At 69.0% G+C, this 17558-nt stretch carries 10 protein-coding genes and 1 riboswitch; of the genes, 5 read left to right on the forward strand and 5 right to left on the reverse strand.

What is annotated here, in order from left to right; translation table 11 throughout:
* Positions 1–79: 79 nt before the first annotated feature.
* The 5 genes from NRY95_01110 (at position 80) to NRY95_01130 (ending at position 10636) form a co-directional block, all read left to right on the forward strand.
* Positions 80–3520 (forward strand): hybrid sensor histidine kinase/response regulator, encoded by a 3441-nt coding sequence (locus tag NRY95_01110; protein ID UYC16614.1) that lies wholly within the window; start codon positions 80–82, stop codon positions 3518–3520.
* Between the two features lie 180 nt (positions 3521–3700).
* Positions 3701–5554: a sulfotransferase gene (locus tag NRY95_01115; GenBank protein ID UYC16615.1), complete on the forward strand. Its 1854-nt coding sequence runs from the start codon at positions 3701–3703 to the stop codon at positions 5552–5554.
* Positions 5555–5840: 286 nt separating this feature from the next.
* Positions 5841–8597, forward strand: a complete 2757-nt coding sequence (locus NRY95_01120) for a TonB-dependent receptor (GenBank protein ID UYC16616.1) — start codon at positions 5841–5843, stop codon at positions 8595–8597.
* 97 nt (positions 8598–8694) lie between these two features.
* Positions 8695–9999, forward strand: a complete 1305-nt coding sequence (locus NRY95_01125) for an aspartyl/asparaginyl beta-hydroxylase domain-containing protein (protein UYC16617.1) — start codon at positions 8695–8697, stop codon at positions 9997–9999.
* Positions 10000–10042: 43 nt separating this feature from the next.
* A complete protein-coding gene (locus tag NRY95_01130; GenBank protein UYC16618.1) occupies positions 10043–10636 on the forward strand; it encodes a 2OG-Fe(II) oxygenase in 594 nt (197 codons plus the stop codon).
* A gap of 26 nt (positions 10637–10662) precedes the next feature.
* On the opposite strand, the gene mntP is transcribed toward NRY95_01130, so the two are convergent.
* The 5 genes from mntP to acs all read right to left on the reverse strand — a co-directional run bounded on the left by mntP (position 10663) and on the right by acs (position 17519).
* Complete coding sequence (gene mntP / locus NRY95_01135; protein ID UYC16619.1) at positions 10663–11238, reverse strand: manganese efflux pump MntP; 576 nt, start codon at positions 11236–11238, stop codon at positions 10663–10665.
* A 17-nt stretch (positions 11239–11255) separates the two neighbouring features.
* Positions 11256–11415: riboswitch (yybP-ykoY riboswitch) on the reverse strand.
* Positions 11416–11616: 201 nt separating this feature from the next.
* Positions 11617–12495 carry a hypothetical protein gene (locus NRY95_01140; protein UYC16620.1) on the reverse strand — a complete coding sequence of 293 codons (879 nt, stop codon included), beginning with the start codon at positions 12493–12495 and terminating at the stop codon, positions 11617–11619.
* A 47-nt stretch (positions 12496–12542) separates the two neighbouring features.
* A complete protein-coding gene (locus NRY95_01145) occupies positions 12543–14660 on the reverse strand; it encodes a hypothetical protein (GenBank protein UYC16621.1) in 2118 nt (705 codons plus the stop codon).
* 96 nt (positions 14661–14756) lie between these two features.
* Positions 14757–15422 (reverse strand): response regulator transcription factor, encoded by a 666-nt coding sequence (locus NRY95_01150; GenBank protein UYC16622.1) that lies wholly within the window; start codon positions 15420–15422, stop codon positions 14757–14759.
* A gap of 153 nt (positions 15423–15575) precedes the next feature.
* Positions 15576–17519 carry an acetate--CoA ligase gene (gene acs / locus NRY95_01155; protein ID UYC16623.1) on the reverse strand — a complete coding sequence of 648 codons (1944 nt, stop codon included), beginning with the start codon at positions 17517–17519 and terminating at the stop codon, positions 15576–15578.
* Between the last annotated feature and the right edge of the window lie 39 nt (positions 17520–17558).

Consider the following 17558-nt stretch of genomic DNA (forward strand, 5'->3'; position numbering starts at 1 on the left):
CGCGGACAAGCACGCCGTGGCCTATCCCAAGCGCCTCGGCAGGCCCTAGACTGCAACGATCGTCGCGGGGATTTCGCCCTTGGTCTCTAGCTGGATCCTGCTGCTGGTGTCGGTCGGCTACGCGGCGCTGCTGTTCGCGGTGGCGTGGTGGGGCGACCGGCGGCCGCTGTACCCGGAGCGGCCCTGGCTGCGCCCGGCGGTGTACAGCCTGGCGCTGGCGGTGTATTGCTCGTCGTGGACGTTCTACGGCGCGGTCGGCAGCGCGGTGCGCAACGGTGCCGGCTACCTGCCGATCTATCTGGGGCCGCTGCTGCTGCTGCTGTTCGGCTGGCGCATCATCGAGCGGCTGGCGCTGATCGCGCGCAGCGAGAACACGGTGTCCATCGCCGACTTCATCTCCTCGCGCTACGGCCGCTCGCGGCGGCTGGCGGCGCTGGTGGCGGTGATCGCGCTGGTCGGCGTGGTGCCGTACCTGGCGCTGCAGTACAAGGCGGTGGCGATGAGCCTGCAGGTGCTCAGCGGCCAGTCCAGCGCCGGGGCGCCGTTCTACGCCGATCCGGCGCTGTACGTGGCGCTGCTGATGGCGCTGTTCGCGACCTTGTTCGGCACCCGCCAGGTCGATGCCACCGAACACCACCACGGCATGATGCTGGCGATCGCGCTGGAATCGGTGGTCAAGCTGCTGGCGATGGTCGCGGTGGGCGTGTTCGCCTACGTGTGGCTGAGCGGCCGCGACGGACGCGTGCTGCAGTCGGCGCATACCTTGTTCCAGAACACGCCGCCGGTCGGCTTCATCTCGCAGACCCTGCTCAGCTTCCTGGCCATCGTGTGCCTGCCGCGGCAGTTCCACGTGGCGGTGGTGGAGTGCAGCGACATCGGCGACATCCGCAAGGCGCGCTGGCTGTTCGGCCTGTACCTGGTGCTGATCTCGGCGATGGTGGTGCCGATCGCCGCGGCCGGCATCGCCCTGTTCGGCCAGTCCGGCGAGGTGGCCCGCGACAGCATCGTGCTGGCGTTGCCGCTGGCCGAGGGCCGTACCGCGCTGGCGCTGGTCGCCTACGTGGGCGGCTTTTCCGCCGCCACCGGCATGGTCATCGTCTCCAGCATCGCGCTGGCGACGATGATCAGCAACGACCTGGTGATGCCGGTGCTGCTGCGCCGCCGCGGGCACCAGGCGGCCGGCGCCGACGTCGCCTCGCGGGTGCTGTGGATCCGGCGCCTGGCGATCCTGCTGCTGGCGCTGATCGCCTACGGCTACTACCGCAGCAGCAGCAACGACAGCAGCCTGGCCTCGTACGGGCTGATGGCCTTCGCCGCGGTGGCGCAGTTCGCGCCGGGCGTGATCGGCGGGCTGTACTGGCGCGGCGCCAGCCGCAAGGGCGTGGAGACCGGCATGGTGCTGGGCTTCGGCACCTGGATCTACACCCTGTTGCTGCCGGCGCTGACCCAGGCCGGCTGGCTGGCGCCGGGGTGGCTGCGCGACGGGCCGTTCGGCATCTCCTGGCTGCGCCCGCAGCAGCTGTTCGGGATGAGCGGTTGGGATCCGCTGGCGCATGGCACGTTCTGGTCGCTGCTGCTCAACGTCGGCACGATGATGCTGGTGTCGGCGCGCTGGCGCCCGGGCCTGGACGAGCGCTTGCGCGCCGCGCCGTTCCTGGAGCCGTATTCGCAGCGGCCGGCGGTGGCCGGCGACTGGCTCGGGCATGTGCACGTGGTCGACCTGCAGGCACTGGCCGAGCGCATGGTCGGCGAGCGCCATGCGCGCCGCGCCTTCGCCGAACAGGCGCAACTGCTCGGCCGCGAGCCGCAGCCCACCGCGGTGGCCGACCGCGTCTGGGTGCAGTTCACCGAACGCCTGCTCGCCGCCTCGATCGGCGCGGCCTCGGCGCGGCTGGTGCTGACCAGCCTGCTGCGCGGCTCGGGCATGGACCTGGGCGAGGTGGTGGCGGTGCTCGACGAGGCCGGGCAGGAACTGCGCTTCAACCGCGAGATCCTGTCCACCACGCTGGAGAACATCAGCGCCGGGGTCAGCGTGGTCGATCCGGCGATGCGCCTGACCGCGTGGAACCGGCGCTACCAGCAGATGTTCGGCTACCCCGACGGCATGCTCTACGTCGGCCGCCCGGTCGCCGACCTGATCCGCTACAACGCCGAGCGCGGCGAACTGGGCGAGGGCCGGATCGAGGACCAGATCAGCCGCCGCATCGCGCACCTGCGCGCCGGCACTTCGCACGTGTTCGAGCGTACCCGCAGCGACGGCAAGGTGATCGAGATGCGCGGCCAGCCGCTGCCCGGCGGCGGCTACGTGACCAGCTACAACGACATCACCGACTACAAGCGCGCCGAGCAGGCGCTGCTGGAAGCCAACGAGACGCTGGAGCAGCGCGTGGCCGACCGCTCGCGCGAGGCCGAACTGGCGCAGCAGTCCAAGACCCGGTTCCTGGCCGCGATCAGCCACGACGTGCTGCAGCCGCTCAACGCGGCGCGGCTGTTCGCTTCCGCCCTGCGCGAAGCGCACCAGAACGAGGAGCAGCGGCACCTGGCCGAGCGCGTGGACGCCTCGCTGCGCGCGGCCGAGGAGCTGCTCGACGGCCTGCTCGACGTGTCGCGGCTGGACGCCGGCGGGCTGCGCCCGACCATCGAGGACTTCGACGCCAGCGTGCTGCTGCGCGAACTGGCCGCGCAGTACACCCCGGTCGCGGCCGGCCGCGGCCTGCGCATGCACGTGTTCGCGCGGCCGATCTGGGTGCGCAGCGATCGCCGCCTGTTGCGCCGCGTGCTGCAGAACTTCCTCGCCAATGCGCTGCGCTACACCCGCCAGGGCCGCATCGTGCTGGGCATGCGCGGCCGCGGCGCGGCGCTGGAACTGCAGGTGTGGGACACCGGTCCGGGCATTCCCAAGCACCACATGCAGCAGATCTTCGAGGAGTTCCAGCGCTACCAGCAGCCGTTCGACTGGGGCGAGCAGGGGCTGGGATTGGGCCTGTCGATCTGCCAGCGCATCTCGCGCCTGCTCGGCCACGACCTGGACGCGCGCAGCGCGGTCGGCCGCGGCAGCATGTTCTCGATCGCCGTGCCGCGGGTCGCGCCGATGCCGCAGAAGCAGCAGCGCCAGCAGCGCAGCGTCGCCAGCAGCGACTCGCTGGCCGGGCTGCGCGTGCTGTGCGTGGACAACGACCAGGAAATCCTCGACGGCATGCGCGCGCTGCTCGGCCGCTGGCAGGTGGAGGTGATCTGCGCCAGCACCGTGGACGAAGCGCTGCCGCTGGCCACGCGCGCGCCCAACGTGATGCTGGTGGACTACCACCTGCACGACCGCCTGGACGGGCTGGACACGCTGGACGCGCTGCGCGAGGCGATGGTCGGCCCGGTCGCCGGTGCGCTGCTCACCGCCGACGGTCGCGACGAACTGAAACTGCAGGCCCGCGAACGCGGCTACCGGCTGCTGACCAAGCCGGTCAAGCCGGCTTCGCTGCGCGCCTTCCTCACCGCTTACCACGATCCGATCAAGAGCGATTGACGCCCGTCGGCGCGATCGGCCGGGCGCGCCGCGGGCAATGCCGTCGCGTCGGCGTAGCGGGCGCGTATCTTCAATGTATGCATTTCTTGCCATGGGCGGGAACGGGCTGCGTTGCGACCCGCGATCCAGCCCGGCTATGGTGGCAGCCCTTTCCGCCTGCCCCCTGTGGACCGCCAGCGCATGAGCCCTTCGGAAGACACCGCGATCCCGTCACTCCCCGCGCTGCTGGCGTCCCTGGAGGCGGGACAGGCGCAGGCGCTGGAACAGGGCGCGCGCCGCTACCTGCGGCATGCGCCTGGCGATGTGCTGGCGAGCAGCCTGCTGGCGATGAGTCTGCAGATGCAGGGCGACGCGGCGCAGGCGGCCGTGCTGTACCGCGCGCTGGCCGAGCGCCAGCCGCAGGACGTGGCGCACTGGAACAACCTGGGCACCGCGTTGCGCGAGACGCGCCGTTTCGGCGAGGCGCGGCAGGCCTATGCGCAGGCGTGCGCGCTGGCGCCGGACGATCCGATGCTGCACCACAATCTGGGCCTGCTGGCGATGGACGAAGGCGACTACGGCGCCGCCCGCGGGCACCTGCTGGACGCGCACGCATTGGCGCCGGCGTCCGTGCAATTGAGCGTCCACGCCGCGATGGCCTGCCACGAATGCGGCGACTTCCAGCGCGTGGAGGCGTTGATCGCCGACTGGCGGCAATGGCCGGCGCCAGACCCGGAGACCCGGCTGGAACTGGCATGGCTGCTGTCGCAGGCGGGGCAAACCGATGCGGCGTGCGAGATGCTGCGCGCCTGCGCCGACGCGATGGCGCAGCCGGAGCGTGCCTGGTCGCGGCTGGTGCTGGTGCTCGAACGCGTCAACCAACTCGACGAGGCGCGGCGGGCGGCCGCACACCTGCCGCCGCCGGAGCGGATCGAGGACGTGGACGCGCGCCACGATGCGATCAACGCGCTGGCGGTGCTGGCGATGCGCGACGGACGATGGGACGACGCGTACCACCTGCTGCGCGGCCTGCTGCCCGCCGCCGCGGCCACCGACACGCGCAAGCAGAGCAACCTGTTCTTCGCGCTGGCCCGCGTCTGCGACCGCCTGGGGCGCCACGACGAGGCGCTGGCCGCATGCGCGCAAGGGCACGCCGGGCAGGTCGAGGGCGTGGCGTCGCTGGTCCCGGAACTGGCCGCCGTGGACGCGCCGCCGCTGCCGGTGGCGCGGCGGCGCTGGGATCGGGCGCGCTACGCCGCGGCGTTGCCGGTGGCCGCGCCGCCGCGCGAGGCGGCGCCGGTGTTCGTGGTCGGTTTCCCGCGCTCGGGCACCACCCTGCTGGAACAGATGCTCGATGCCCATCCGCAGCTATGCGCGATGGACGAACGCCCGTTCCTGCAGGGGCTGGCCGAGCGCATCGAGCGCCGCGGCCTGGCCTGGCCCGACGGCCTGGGCCAGCTGGACGACGCCGACTGCGCCGCATTGCGTGCCGAGTACTGGCAGTCGGTGCGCGGCGTGGTGCAGTTGCAACCAGGGCAGCGCCTGGTCGACAAGAATCCGCTGAACCTGCTGCGCCTGCCGCTGATCCGGCGGCTGTTCCCGGAGGCGCACGTGATCCTGGCGCTGCGCCATCCCTGCGACGTGCTGCTGAGCTGCTACATGCAGGCGTTTCGCTCCCCCGCCTTCGCCGTGCTGTGTTCCAGCGCGCAACGCCTGGCGCAGGGCTACGCCGATGCGATGGCGTTCTGGCTCTACCACGTCGACCTGCTGCAGCCGCACGCGCTGGAGCTGCGCTACGAGGACCTGGTCGCCGACCCGCAGGCGCAGGTCGCGCGGCTGGGGAGCTTTCTGGAACTTGAACAGCCGGCGCGGCTGCTCGATTTCCAGCGCCATGCGCGCGCCAAGGGCTTCATCAGCACGCCCAGCTATGCGCAGGTGGTCGAAGGCATCAACCGCAAGGGCCTGGACCGCTGGCGCCCGTATCGCGGGTTCTTCGAGCCGGTGCTGCCGCTGCTGCAGCCCTATCTGCAGCGCTGGGACTACCGTGTCGACTGACGCCGGCCCCTGCCGCGCCTACCGCAGCGGCCTGTGGCAGCGCCGCCATTCAGCTGCGTGAAACGGCCATGTTTTTGGATGATGTGGCGTTTGTGCCATCTGTTGACGCAAAACGGCACATGAAAACAACACTTTTCTTATAAAAAACTAACAAGTGCTTGACGGTCCCGGTCGGACCGCAAGTCCGAAGCCTTCAACGAAGACGTCGCGCCAGGCGCGATCCGAATCGGTCCACGTGCGCGTGGACCGCTGGCGTTCTGTTGCTCATCACATGAGGTTTTCCCCAATGTCCGCACCAAAGAACAGACTCGCCCAGGCCATTTGCCTGGGATTGGCGACACTCCCCGCCTCGCTCTACGCACAGAGCGCCGATACCGCCACCGCGTCCTCCGACAAGGGCGCTGTCGACCTGGACCGCGTCACCGTCACCGGCTCGCTGGTGCGCCGCGTGGACGTGGAGACCGCCAGCCCGGTCACCGTGGTCGATCGCCAGCAGATCCAGCAGAGCGGCAAGCAGACCCTGGGTGACCTGGTGCAGTCGCTGCCCGGCATCGCCGGCGCCGCGACCAACCCGCAGGTCAACAACGGCGGCGGCGACGGCGCCTCGACCGTGTCGCTGCGCGGCCTCGGCGACCAGCGCACGCTGATCCTGGTCGACGGCCACCGCATCCTCAACAACGACATCAATTCCATCCCCGCCAGCATGATCGACCACGTCGAAGTGCTGAAGGTCGGCGCCTCGGCGCTGTACGGCTCCGACGCCATCGGCGGCGTGGTCAACTTCATCCTGCGCAAGAACTACGAAGGCGGCGAATTCGTCGCCAACTACGGCCAGTCCAGCCGCGGCGACGGCGCCCGCCAGGGCGGCACCTTCACCTTCGGCAAGACCTGGGACCGCGGCAACATCGTGGTCGGCATCGACTACAACAAGCAGAAAGAGATCTCCTCGGCCAATCGCGCGTTCTCCAAGGACGCGATGTACCTGTCCAGCGGCAGCGTCTACAAGGGCGGTTCCAGCCGTACCCCGACCGGCTACTACAAGCTGCCGGCGAGCACGCTGACCGCCAACGGCTGCAGCGCCGGCGGCGCCATGACCAGCGACGGCAGCGGCGGCTACAAGTGCTATTCCTCCTCGTCCGACGCCTACAACTACCAGGCGCAGAACCTGCTGATGACCCCGCAGCAGCGCGTCAACAGCTTCGTGCTCGGCACCTTCAACGTGACCGACAACGTGCAGGCCTACGCCAACGCCTACCACAACCACACGATGTCGCACTACGCGATCGCGCCGCTGCCGTTCGACGCGCAGAGCGACGGAATCACCATCGCCGCCGACAACGCGTACAACCCGTTCGGCGTCGAATTCGGTCCCGACGGCTACGAATACCGATCGCGCTTCACCTCGCTGGGCCAGCGCGAAGGCTTCTACGACACCACCACCGACCAGGACGTGCTCGGCCTGAAGGGCAGCATCGGCGACACCAGCTGGGTGTGGGACGCCAACTTCAACTACGGCCACTACAAGCAGCGCAGCTGGAACCACGGCTATGTGGACTACGCCGCACTGCAGGACGCGATCACCGCGGGCGAGATCAACATCTTCGACCAGACCGATGCCAACACCATCGCCTGGATGAAGAGCCACGAGTCGATCCCGCGCTATGAGACCACCACCATCAGCCGGCAGTGGGAAGCCAGTGCCAACGGCAGCGTGTGGGAGTTGCCCGCCGGCAGCGCGCAGCTGGCGGTCGGCGCGCTGTACCGCAAGGAGAGCCTGGACTACACCGTCTCCAGCAATGCGGTGATCAACAGCGACAACACCTGCGACATCTCCTCCGAAGCCTGCTCCTCGCCGTTGAGCGGTTCCTTCAGCGTCAAGGAAGCCTACGCGCAGCTGTTCATCCCGGTGCTGGCGCAGTCCTCGCCGATCGGCGCGTTGAACGTCACCCTGAGCGATCGTTTCTCCGACTACAGCAGCGTCAGCTCGACCAACAACAGCGCCTCGTTCCAGCTGGAATGGCGTCCGATCCACGACCTGATGGTGCGCGGCACCGTGGCTCAGGTGTTCCGTGCGCCGACCATCACCGACCTGTACCAGGGTCCGACCGCGAACTCGCCGACCTTCACCGATCCGTGCATCGGCTACAGCGGCAGCGGCCACGAGAACGCCTGCGAAGGCGTGACCACCGGCTGGACCGGCTCGGGCCTGTCGCAGACCAACGCGATCGTGTCGGGTTCGACCTACGCCGGCTACGACCTGAAGCCGGAGAAGGGCACCTCCTACGACTACGGCATCGTCTACAGCCCGGAGTTCGTGCAGGGCCTGTCGTTCAACCTGGACTGGTGGAAGGTCAAGCTCGACGACCTGATCCAGTCGATCTCCGCGCAGACCGTGGTCGATCTCTGCTACAACGACAACAGCAGCCCGTACTGCAGCTACATCCACCGCTATGCGTCGGGGACCGCCAGCGCCGGCAACATCGACTACATCGAGACCCCGGTGGTCAACATCGGCAAGCTGGACACGCAGGGCATCGACTTCGGCGCCAATTACGCCCTGCCGGAGACCGCGTTCGGCAAGTTCACCCTGGCCCTGGACAGCACCTACCTGCAGCGCTACGACATCGACACCGGCGACTCGGTGGTGCACATGGCCGGCAAGTACAACTCGTCCTATGGCAACTACGCGCGCTGGCGCGCGCGCGGCCAGATCGGCTGGAAGCTGGGCAACTGGGACGCGACCTGGACCACGCGCTGGATCGGCAAGATCCAGGTCGGCAGCACCGACCTGTCGGAGAACATGTCCGCCGACGCCTCGGAAAAGGGCGTGGTGCTGAACTACGGCAGCTACATGTACCACGCGCTGCAGCTGGGCTACGACATGAGCGACGTCAACATCCGCTTCGACCTGGGCGTGGACAACCTGTTCAACAAGCAGCCGCCGGTGCTGTACCAGAACAATGTATTGAACGCGAACACCGACGTGAGCACCTACGACACGGTCGGCCGCTACTACTGGATGCGCGCCACCTATCGGTTCTGAGGGCTGTCGGCCAGCGTCGCTTGCGTTCGCAGGCATGTCGGCTCGTGACACGCGGCGCGCCCAACCGGGCGCGCCGTTTTTCGTTGAGGGGATATCGATGACAGCGAGACGGGACGATCCATCGGCGCGGCTGCAGGCACTGTGGCGTGGCTTCGAACAGGGGCAGCTTGCGCAGGTGCAGGCGGCGGCCGCGGCCTGGCAGGCACAGGGCGACGTACCGCCGGCGTTGGATCTGCTGCTGGCCGCGCTGGCGCAGGAGGCGGGACGGTGGACCCATGCCACCGATCTGTACCGGGGCCTGGTGCAGCGAGGTGGCGCGCTCGAAGCGCCGGCGCGGATGGGCTGGGCGGCGCTGTTGTCGGCGCAAGGCGATGCCGCGGGCGCCGAAGCGGTGCTGCAAGACTTGCTGCGCGGCCAACCCGACCATTACATCGCACATCTGCGGCTGGGCGAACTGCGTGCGGCACGCGGTGCCGCGCACGCTGCCGTGGGCAGCTACTACGCCGCCGTCGTGCATGCCCAGCGGCAAGGCCGCTGGCTGAGCGAGGACAGCACCGCACCGGCATTGCGCGGACGCGTGCGCAGCGCGATGGCCGCGCTCGACGCCGGCCGCCGCGACCTGTTCCTTGGGCTGCTGCAGCCATTGCGGCGCGACTACGGCGCCGATGCGCTGGACCGGGTCGAACGCGGCCTGCTGGCCTATCTCGGCCTGTTGCCGGCGCAGTACGCCGATCCGCAGCAACGGCCGACCTTCTTCCACGTGCCCGACGTGCCGGCCGCCGCGTATCCGCCGCTGCAGCTGTTCCCCTGGTTGCAGGAGTTGGAACAGGCCACCGCGGCGATCCGCACCGAGATGCTGGCCACGCGCGAGCACGCCGGTGCCTATGCGCCGTTCCTCGGTGCGCCCAGCGCCCAGCTGCCGCCGGGATTGCTCGCTGGCGAGCGCGGCAATCCCGCGTGGGATGCGTATTTCTTCTACCGCCACGGGCAGCGCGACGACGCGCATGCGCGGCAGTGCGCACAGACCACGGCCGCGCTGGAGCGCACGCCGTTGGTGCGCATCCGCGCGCACGCGCCGGAGATCTGTTTCTCGGTATTGGCGCCGGGCACCCACATCCTGCCGCATCGCGGCGTCACCAACACCCGTCTGACCGTGCACCTGCCGCTGCTGGTGCACGGCGATTGCGCGCTGCGCGCCGGCGGCCGGCTGCATGTGTGGCAGGAAGGCCGGGCGATGGTGTTCGACGATACCTTCGAACACGAGGCCTGGAACCGCAGCGACCGCCCCCGCGTGATCCTGCTGATGGACACCTGGAACCCGCACCTGCAGCCGGTCGAACGCGAGGCGGTGACGCGCCTGGTCGAAGGCATCGGCGATTTCAACGCGCAGGTGGCGCAGTGACCCGCAACCGACAGCGCAACGCGAGACAAAGGGACCGACCCGCATGAAGCACGCCGATCTTCGCCACTATGTCCGCGTCTACGACGCTGCGCTGGATGCCGGCTTCTGCAGCCAGCTGGTCGCGCAGTTCGAACGCACGTCGGCGCAGCACCATCACAACGGCGCCGGTGCGCGTGCCGGCCTGGACGACAGCGCCTGGACCGAACTCAACGTGACCCGGGCGGCCGATCCTGCCTTCCAGGGCTTCTTCATCGAACAGGTGCGCGCGGCGCTGGCGCGCTACAACGCCGATCTGGGCCTGTCCGCGCCGGTGCCGTGGCGCCCGCGCCTGGCCGACCTGCGGATCAAGCGCTACCGCGCCAGCGCCGGCGAGCGCTTCCAGCCGCATTTCGACGCCTGCGACGAGGAAACCGGCCGCTACCTGGTGCTGCTGTGGTATCTCAACGACGTGGCCGAGGGCGGGCAGACCCGCTTCGTCGACCTGGACCTGGAGGTCGCGCCGCGCGCCGGGCGCCTGCTGATGTTCCCGCCGTACTGGATGTACATGCACGCCGCCCTGCCGCCGCGCAGCGGCGACAAGTACATCCTCTCCACCTACCTGGAATTCACCGCCAAGCCGGCGCCGCCACAGGGCTGAGCCGGCAGCGGCGGGGCGTGCGCGGATCAGCCCGCGCCGTGCAGGTGTTCGAACAGGATGGTGCTGCCGATGGCGATCAGCAGCGCGCCGCCGACGATCTCCGCGCGCTTGCCGGCCAGGGTGCCGAGCACGCGGCCGAGCATGATGCCCAGGGTCACCATGGTCAGCGTGCACAGACCGATGACCACGGCGACCTCGATGATGTTCACCTCGAGGAAGGCCAGGCCGACGCCGACCGCCATCGCGTCGATGCTGGTGGCCAGGCCGGTCGCGGCCAGGTTCCAGAAGCCGTGGCGCCTGGGCGCTTCGACGGCGTCCTCCGGCGCATCGGGCTTGAGCCCGGCGACGATCATGTGCGCGCCGAGCGCGCCGAGCAGGCCGAACGCGATCCAGTGGTCGAACGCCACCACGTACTTGGAGGCGGCCTGGCCCAGCACCCAGCCCAGCACCGGGGTCAGCGCCTCGATGCAGCCGAAGATCAGGCCGGCGCGCAGCGCGTCGCGCCACAAGGGTTTGTGCATGGCCGCGCCCTTGCCGACCGCCGCGGCGAAGGCGTCGGTGGACATGGCGATGCCGAGCAACAGAATGGAAAGAAACGACATGTGAGGGGGGACCGCGCCGGGGCAGGAGACGAACGACGAGCGCGCGCGCCCGGCTTTCGCCACGCAAGCTCGCCGCTGGTCTCGCCTACCGAGCTGGTTACCCGCACCATGGCGCAATGGCCAAGTGTGTTGATGCGGGCTCTGTCCGGACGCGCCGGACAGCAGGCTACTCCCCAAGGGACGCGCAGTCTAACAGCGGCAAATGCCGGCGAATACGCTTCGAACGCACGCGAACCTGCAGCTGATTTTCTTAGCACGCGCTATATCGACATGCGCGCAGCCAACGCACGCGCAGCGCGATCCGTGCATTGGCCCAGCGTGTCTGCGCGTGCGGATGGTCGCGCCGCAGAAATTGCAGGCTGCCCGCATTGCCGCGGCTCAGCGGTAATCCGGATAGTCCCGGCGCACCCGTTCCTCCACCGCCACGGCGAGCGGATGCGGCGGGCACTCGGGCAGGTTGCGCAGGACGGCCCAGGGCGTGTCGATCAGCAGGTGGCCGGTGTCGATGTGCGGCAGGCCTTCACGCTGGCGCAGGGCCTGGATGGCGAGCAGTTCGGCCGGGTAGACGCGGTATAGGTCATCCTCGAATTCGTACTTGTTCCGCTCGGTGCCGTCCTTGCTGCGCGTGATGTGCCAATCCGCGGCGGCCTGCATCGCGGCCTGGAACACAGCCGCGTCGGTGCTGCGCCAATGGTCGAGTACGGCCTGGTACTCGGGAATCAGCGGATTGGCAGGTTGGTAGTGAGTCGGGATATCGAAGACCTGCGCGAACAGGAAGATCAGGAAGGCATCGTTGGTGCCCTTGCCCCAGCCCTCGCGGCGCCACTCCTCTGGATTCAGTGCCTGGTCCTTGTGCGCGACCTGGATCAGGAAGCGGGCGCCCGCTTCGGTCGCCTCCCAATCCGACAGCATTGCCGTGGCCGCCACGATCGGACTGGTCCATAACGAGATCAATGGTTGCCGGCCGGTCGTCCAGGCCAGACTGACCGCAGCCTCGAAGCGGAACGCGATCGAGCGCATCGCCACTGCCCAGCGCAGCGGCTGTGCCAGTTCATCGAGTCGGCCTTGGCCGCTGAGGGCACAGGCTTGCATGGCATAGGTGTGACCAGCCTGATCCAAGTCCAGCCAGACCTCGCCCTTTAACGGTCCGTGTTGCGCTAGGCACTGCTCGATACATTCCAGATATTTGGTTGGCCTGCGATTCGTCGTAAACGCCCATTCGACCCATTTGTCGCAGGATCTGAACAGCTTATTCAACGAAGGATGCCACGCCGGCAGGTGTCGGTTGCGCTTACCACTTGCCATCAACTCATCCTCGGGCCGCGTTGGGCCAGGTTCTGCTGCTCGGTTTCCTGGGCCATTGCCTGTTGCTGGTTGAGTTGCTGGACCTGGGCGAAGCTTTCGGCGGCTGGGCGCTGCGCGGCTTGGTTGGCTTCGACGTGGACATGGAAGTCCGGGCTCTTGTCGCCATGCGGCGAACTGACCGCGAAGATGCGCGGCGTCTCGGCGTTGCCGCCGATGCGCACCGAGTCCAGGCTCTTGCACAGTGGATCGGCCTTGTACTCGTGCAGCAAGTTGGCGGCGATGTTGCGACTCTGCGCCTCGGTCCAGCGGCCGTCGCCCTGCACGGTGCGCAGGATCGTCGTGAACGCGGCATGGTCGGGGTGGCCGCCATCGCCCGGGGTGAGCATGGCCTGCGTCGGCACAGGTTTGACCCAAGGTTCCACCGTGCGCTCGATCTGCAGGCGCGGCGAGTCCGGTGTACGGCTCAGGTTGAGTTGCACCCATTTGGCGTTGATGTTCTCGGCCTCCGGACCGATCTCCCTTCTTATACCGTTAGCGATGTCGTCAAGCCCAGGAATCGTATTCTTCGGGTTCCAGTGACCTTGTGCGCCAATCGCACGCCGCAATCGTTCCGCCACAAACGCCTGCGGATCCCCCCGCTGCGCAGGCGCCATCCCCTTGGCCGAGGTCTTGATCTCGAAGAACTCCAGATCGCCGTCGGGGGTGCGGCCGACCAGGTCGATGCCGTGGCCGGAGCGGTTCTTGATCGCGACGATGTTGCTGTAGCCTTGCTTGACCAGTGCGTGGGTCTGGATGGCTTCGCCGATGTCGCCGAGCTGGCGCGTGGTGAGCCGGGTCAGGTCCACGCCCTGGGTGCTGTGGCCCAGCGCCGTCGGGAAGTCGATCCGGCCGTCGAAGACATCTGGGCTGCGCTTGAGGATGGCGGTGAGTTCGCGCGGCGCCAGTTCGCCGCTGCGCAGCAGGCCTTCGACGTTGTCGGTGGCGCGCGCGGCGCGGACCAGGTCGTCGAGGTGGCCGTCCTGGCGGGCCTGGCCGACCAGCCCGCGCAGCAGTTGCCGTGCGCCTTCGCCGGCCTCACCGCCACGCCGGGCGGCCTGGCCGGCTGCTTCCAGCGCCTCGGCGTAGGCGCCGGCGCGGCCCGGCAAGCCCGCGTGGCGCTCGGGTGCATGCTCGGCGCCGTCGTGCGCGCGCGCGCCAGCGCGTTCGGCGCGGGCGGCATCGGCCAGGCCTTCGCCGGCCTCGGCGGCGGCGCGCGGGGCGATCTCCTCCATGAGCTGCGCGGCCTTGCCGAGCTTGCTCACTTTGCTCGCCGGCACCAGGGTGGCCAGGATCTCCACCCCGGCCGCACCTTCGGCGCTGCCGATGTACTGGCGCTCGCGCCCATCGCGCTGCGCCTGCGCCAATCCCTGTTCCCAGTGCTGCCACGCCTGCGTGGCGGCGCTGCGGGCCTGGTCGATCGGCTTGTGCGGGTCGGCGGCCACCTCGGCCGCATAGATGCGGGCCATGCCGACCACCAGGTCGCGGTAGTTCGGGTCGGTGACCAGGCGCGTGCCCATGCGCGCCAGATCGACGGTCTCGCCGAGCGTGGTCAGCGCGTGCGCGGCGCCGCCGGTAACGAAACCGTAGCCTTGCTGCGCCTCGCCGATCACGTTGTTGCCAGCCTTCGCCGCGGCGCGCAGCGCGGGCGAGGCGCCGGGATCGGCGGCGGTGTCGCGGCTGCTGCGCTGCGCGGCGGCCAAGCCGTCGCTGACCTGGCTGTTGGCCCGGCGCACCGCGTTGCGCGCCGCGTCGTAGGCCTGTCCGCCGGCCTGGGCGGCCTGCTCGCCCAGCCGTTCGAGCCAGCCGTCGCTGAGGTTGGCCTGGTCCAGCGCCTCGGCAAAGCGCTGCCGTTCCTGTGGCGTGTCCAGACGCTGGTCGATGGCGGAAAAGAACGCGCGACGGTCGAACGCGGCGAATCCCGGCGAGGCCGGCAGCGCGCGTACCAGCGCGGCGGCATCCACGCTGCCCAGGCCCTGGTGTTGCAGGATCAGCCGTTGCGCCTCGTAGGCCAGCGGATCGACCCGGCCCTGCGCATCGGTGGCGGCCAGCAGCGCGGCGATCTCGGTGGTGCTGGTCATGTGTGGCCTCCTGGCGTCTGTACTGCGCATGCTCCCCTGGGGGCCGGGTTCTAGCGCGACTGCGCCGGTATGGCAAGTCCTAACCTGGCGACTGGCTCAGTCCTCTTCCAGCGGCAGCACGATGGCGTCGCTGTCGATGGCCAGCTTGCCGGCCATCAATACCGCCTGGGTGCGGTTGGTGACGCCGAGCTTGCGCAGGATCGCGGTGACGTGGGCCTTGATGGTGGCTTCGGACACGCCCAGGTCGTAGGCGATCTGCTTGTTGAGGCGGCCGGCGCCGAGCATCTGCAGCACGCGGAACTGCTGCGGGGTCAGCTCGCGCAGGCGCTGGCCGACCTCGCGTTCGGCGCGGTCGGTGGGCGGCACGGTGTGCGCTTCCGGCGGCGCCCAGCGCTCCCCGTCCAGCACCGTGCCCAGCGCCAGGCCGATGGTGTCCGAATCGGCCGACTTGGGAATGAAGCCGAACGCGCCGTGGTCCAGCGCGCGGCGCATCACCGTCGGTTCCTCGCGCGCGGACACCACCACCACCGGCAGCTGCGGATGCAGCGCGCGCATGTGCACCAGCGCGCTGAACCCCTGCGCGCCGGGCATGTTGAGATCCATCAGCAACAGGTCGGCATCGGCGTGGTGGTCGGCCAGCGCGTACAGCGCCTCGACGCTGTCGGCCTCGTACAGCTGCACCCCCGGCATCACCCGCTGCACCGCACCGCGCAGCGCCTCGCGGAACAGGGGGTGGTCGTCGGCGATCAGCAGGGTGGTCATTGTGGGGCCGGGAGTGGGGAATCGGGAATGGGGAATCGCAACGGCAAAAAGCAACAGCAGGACTTCTGGTGTCTAAGGTGGTGAAGCGATCAGGGAATGGCTTTTCCCATTCCCCATTCTCGATTCCCCATTCCCGAACGAACGACCAGCGCGTCAGCGCGCCAGTCGTTCGTTGACCAGCGAATCGACCACCGACGGATCGGCCAGGGTCGAGGTATCGCCGAGCTGGTCGGGCGCGTTCTCGGCGATCTTGCGCAGGATGCGGCGCATGATCTTGCCCGAGCGGGTCTTGGGCAGGCCCGGCGCCCATTGCAGATGGTCGGGCGCGGCGATCGGGCCGATCTCCTTGCGGACCCAGGCCACCAGTTCCTTGTGCAGGGCGTCGCTCGGCTGCTCGTCGGCCACCAGGGTCACGTAGGCGTAGATGCCCTGGCCCTTGATGTCGTGCGGGAAGCCGACCACCGCGGCTTCGGCCACCTTCGGATGCGAGACCAGCGCGCTCTCCACCTCGGCGGTGCCGATGCGGTGGCCGGAGACGTTGATGACGTCGTCCACGCGGCCGGTGATCCAGTAGTAGCCGTCTTCGTCGCGGCGGCAACCGTCGCCGGTGAAGTAGCTGCCCGGGTAGGTGCGGAAATAGGTGTCGATGAAGCGCTGGTGGTCGCCGTAGACGGTGCGCATCTGCCCCGGCCACGAGTCGCGCAGCACCAGGTTGCCTTCGGTGGCGCCTTCCAGGAGTTCGCCGTCGGCATTGACCAGGGCCGGCTGCACGCCGAAGAACGGCAGCGTCGCCGAGCCGGGCTTGAGGTCGATCGCGCCGGCCAGCGGGGTGATCAGGATGCCGCCGGTCTCGGTCTGCCACCAGGTGTCCACGATCGGGCAGCGGCCGTCGCCGACCACATCGTAGTACCAGCGCCAGGCTTCGGGATTGATCGGCTCGCCGACGCTGCCGAGCAGGCGCAGCGACGCGCGCGAGGTGCGCTTGACCGGCGCCTCGCCCTCGCGCATCAGCGCGCGGATCGCGGTCGGCGCGGTGTAGAAGATCGTGACCTTGTGCTTGTCGATGACCTCCCAGAAGCGCGACACGTTCGGGTAGTTGGGCACGCCTTCGAACATCAGCGCGGTGGCGCCGTTGGCCAGCGGCCCGTAGACGATGTAGCTGTGGCCGGTGACCCAGCCGACGTCGGCGGTGCACCAGTAGATGTCGTCCTCGCGCAGGTCGAACACGGTCTCGTGGGTGTAGGCCGCGTACAGCAGGTAGCCGGCGGTGGTGTGCAGCACGCCCTTGGGCTTGCCGGTGGAGCCGGAGGTGTAGAGGATGAACAGAGGATCCTCGGCGTTCATGCGCTCGGGTTCGCACTCGGCCGGCTGGCTGTCGACCACGTCGTGGAACCAGCGGTCGCGCGGGGCCTGCATGTCCACCGCGCCGCCGGTGTGGCGCACCACCAGCACGGTTTCCACGCTGGTGGTGCCGGGCAGCTTCAGCGCCGCGTCGACGTTGCCCTTGAGCGGGATCTTCTTGCCGCCGCGCAGGCCTTCGTCGGCGGTGATGATCAGCTTGCTGCCGCAGTCGATCACCCGGTCGGCGATCGAGTTGGGCGCGAAACCGCCGAACACCACCGAGTGGATCGCGCCGATGCGCGCGCAGGCCAGCATCGCCACCGCCGCATCGGGAATCATCGGCAGGTAGATGGTGACGCGGTCGCCCTTCTTGACCCCGAGCGCGCGCAGCGCATTGCCCAGGCGGCACACGCGTTCGTACAGCTCACGGTAGCTGACGGTGTAGGACGGCGCGTCCGCGCTGTCCGGCTCGAACAGCAGCGCGGTCTTGTCGCCGCGCGTGGCCAGCTGCCGGTCCAGGCAGTTGACGCTGGCGTTGAGCTCGCCGTCGTCGAACCAGCGGATATGGAAATCGTCCAGGGCGAAGTTCACGTCCTTGATCCGGGTCGGCTTCTTGAACCAGTCCAGGCGCTCGGCGGCCTGGCCCCAGAACGCCTCCGGCTGTTCCACCGATTGCCGGTACAGAGTCTGGTACTGGGTCTTGTCGACCCGCGCCCGGGCGGCGAACTGCGGATCGACGGGGTAGATATCGGCCATGGTGCCCTCTGCAATGAACGGGGCGCCGCATGCGGCGGC

This window comes from Xanthomonas campestris pv. phormiicola (assembly GCA_025666215.1).
GTDB classification, from domain to species: domain Bacteria; phylum Pseudomonadota; class Gammaproteobacteria; order Xanthomonadales; family Xanthomonadaceae; genus Xanthomonas_A; species Xanthomonas_A campestris_A.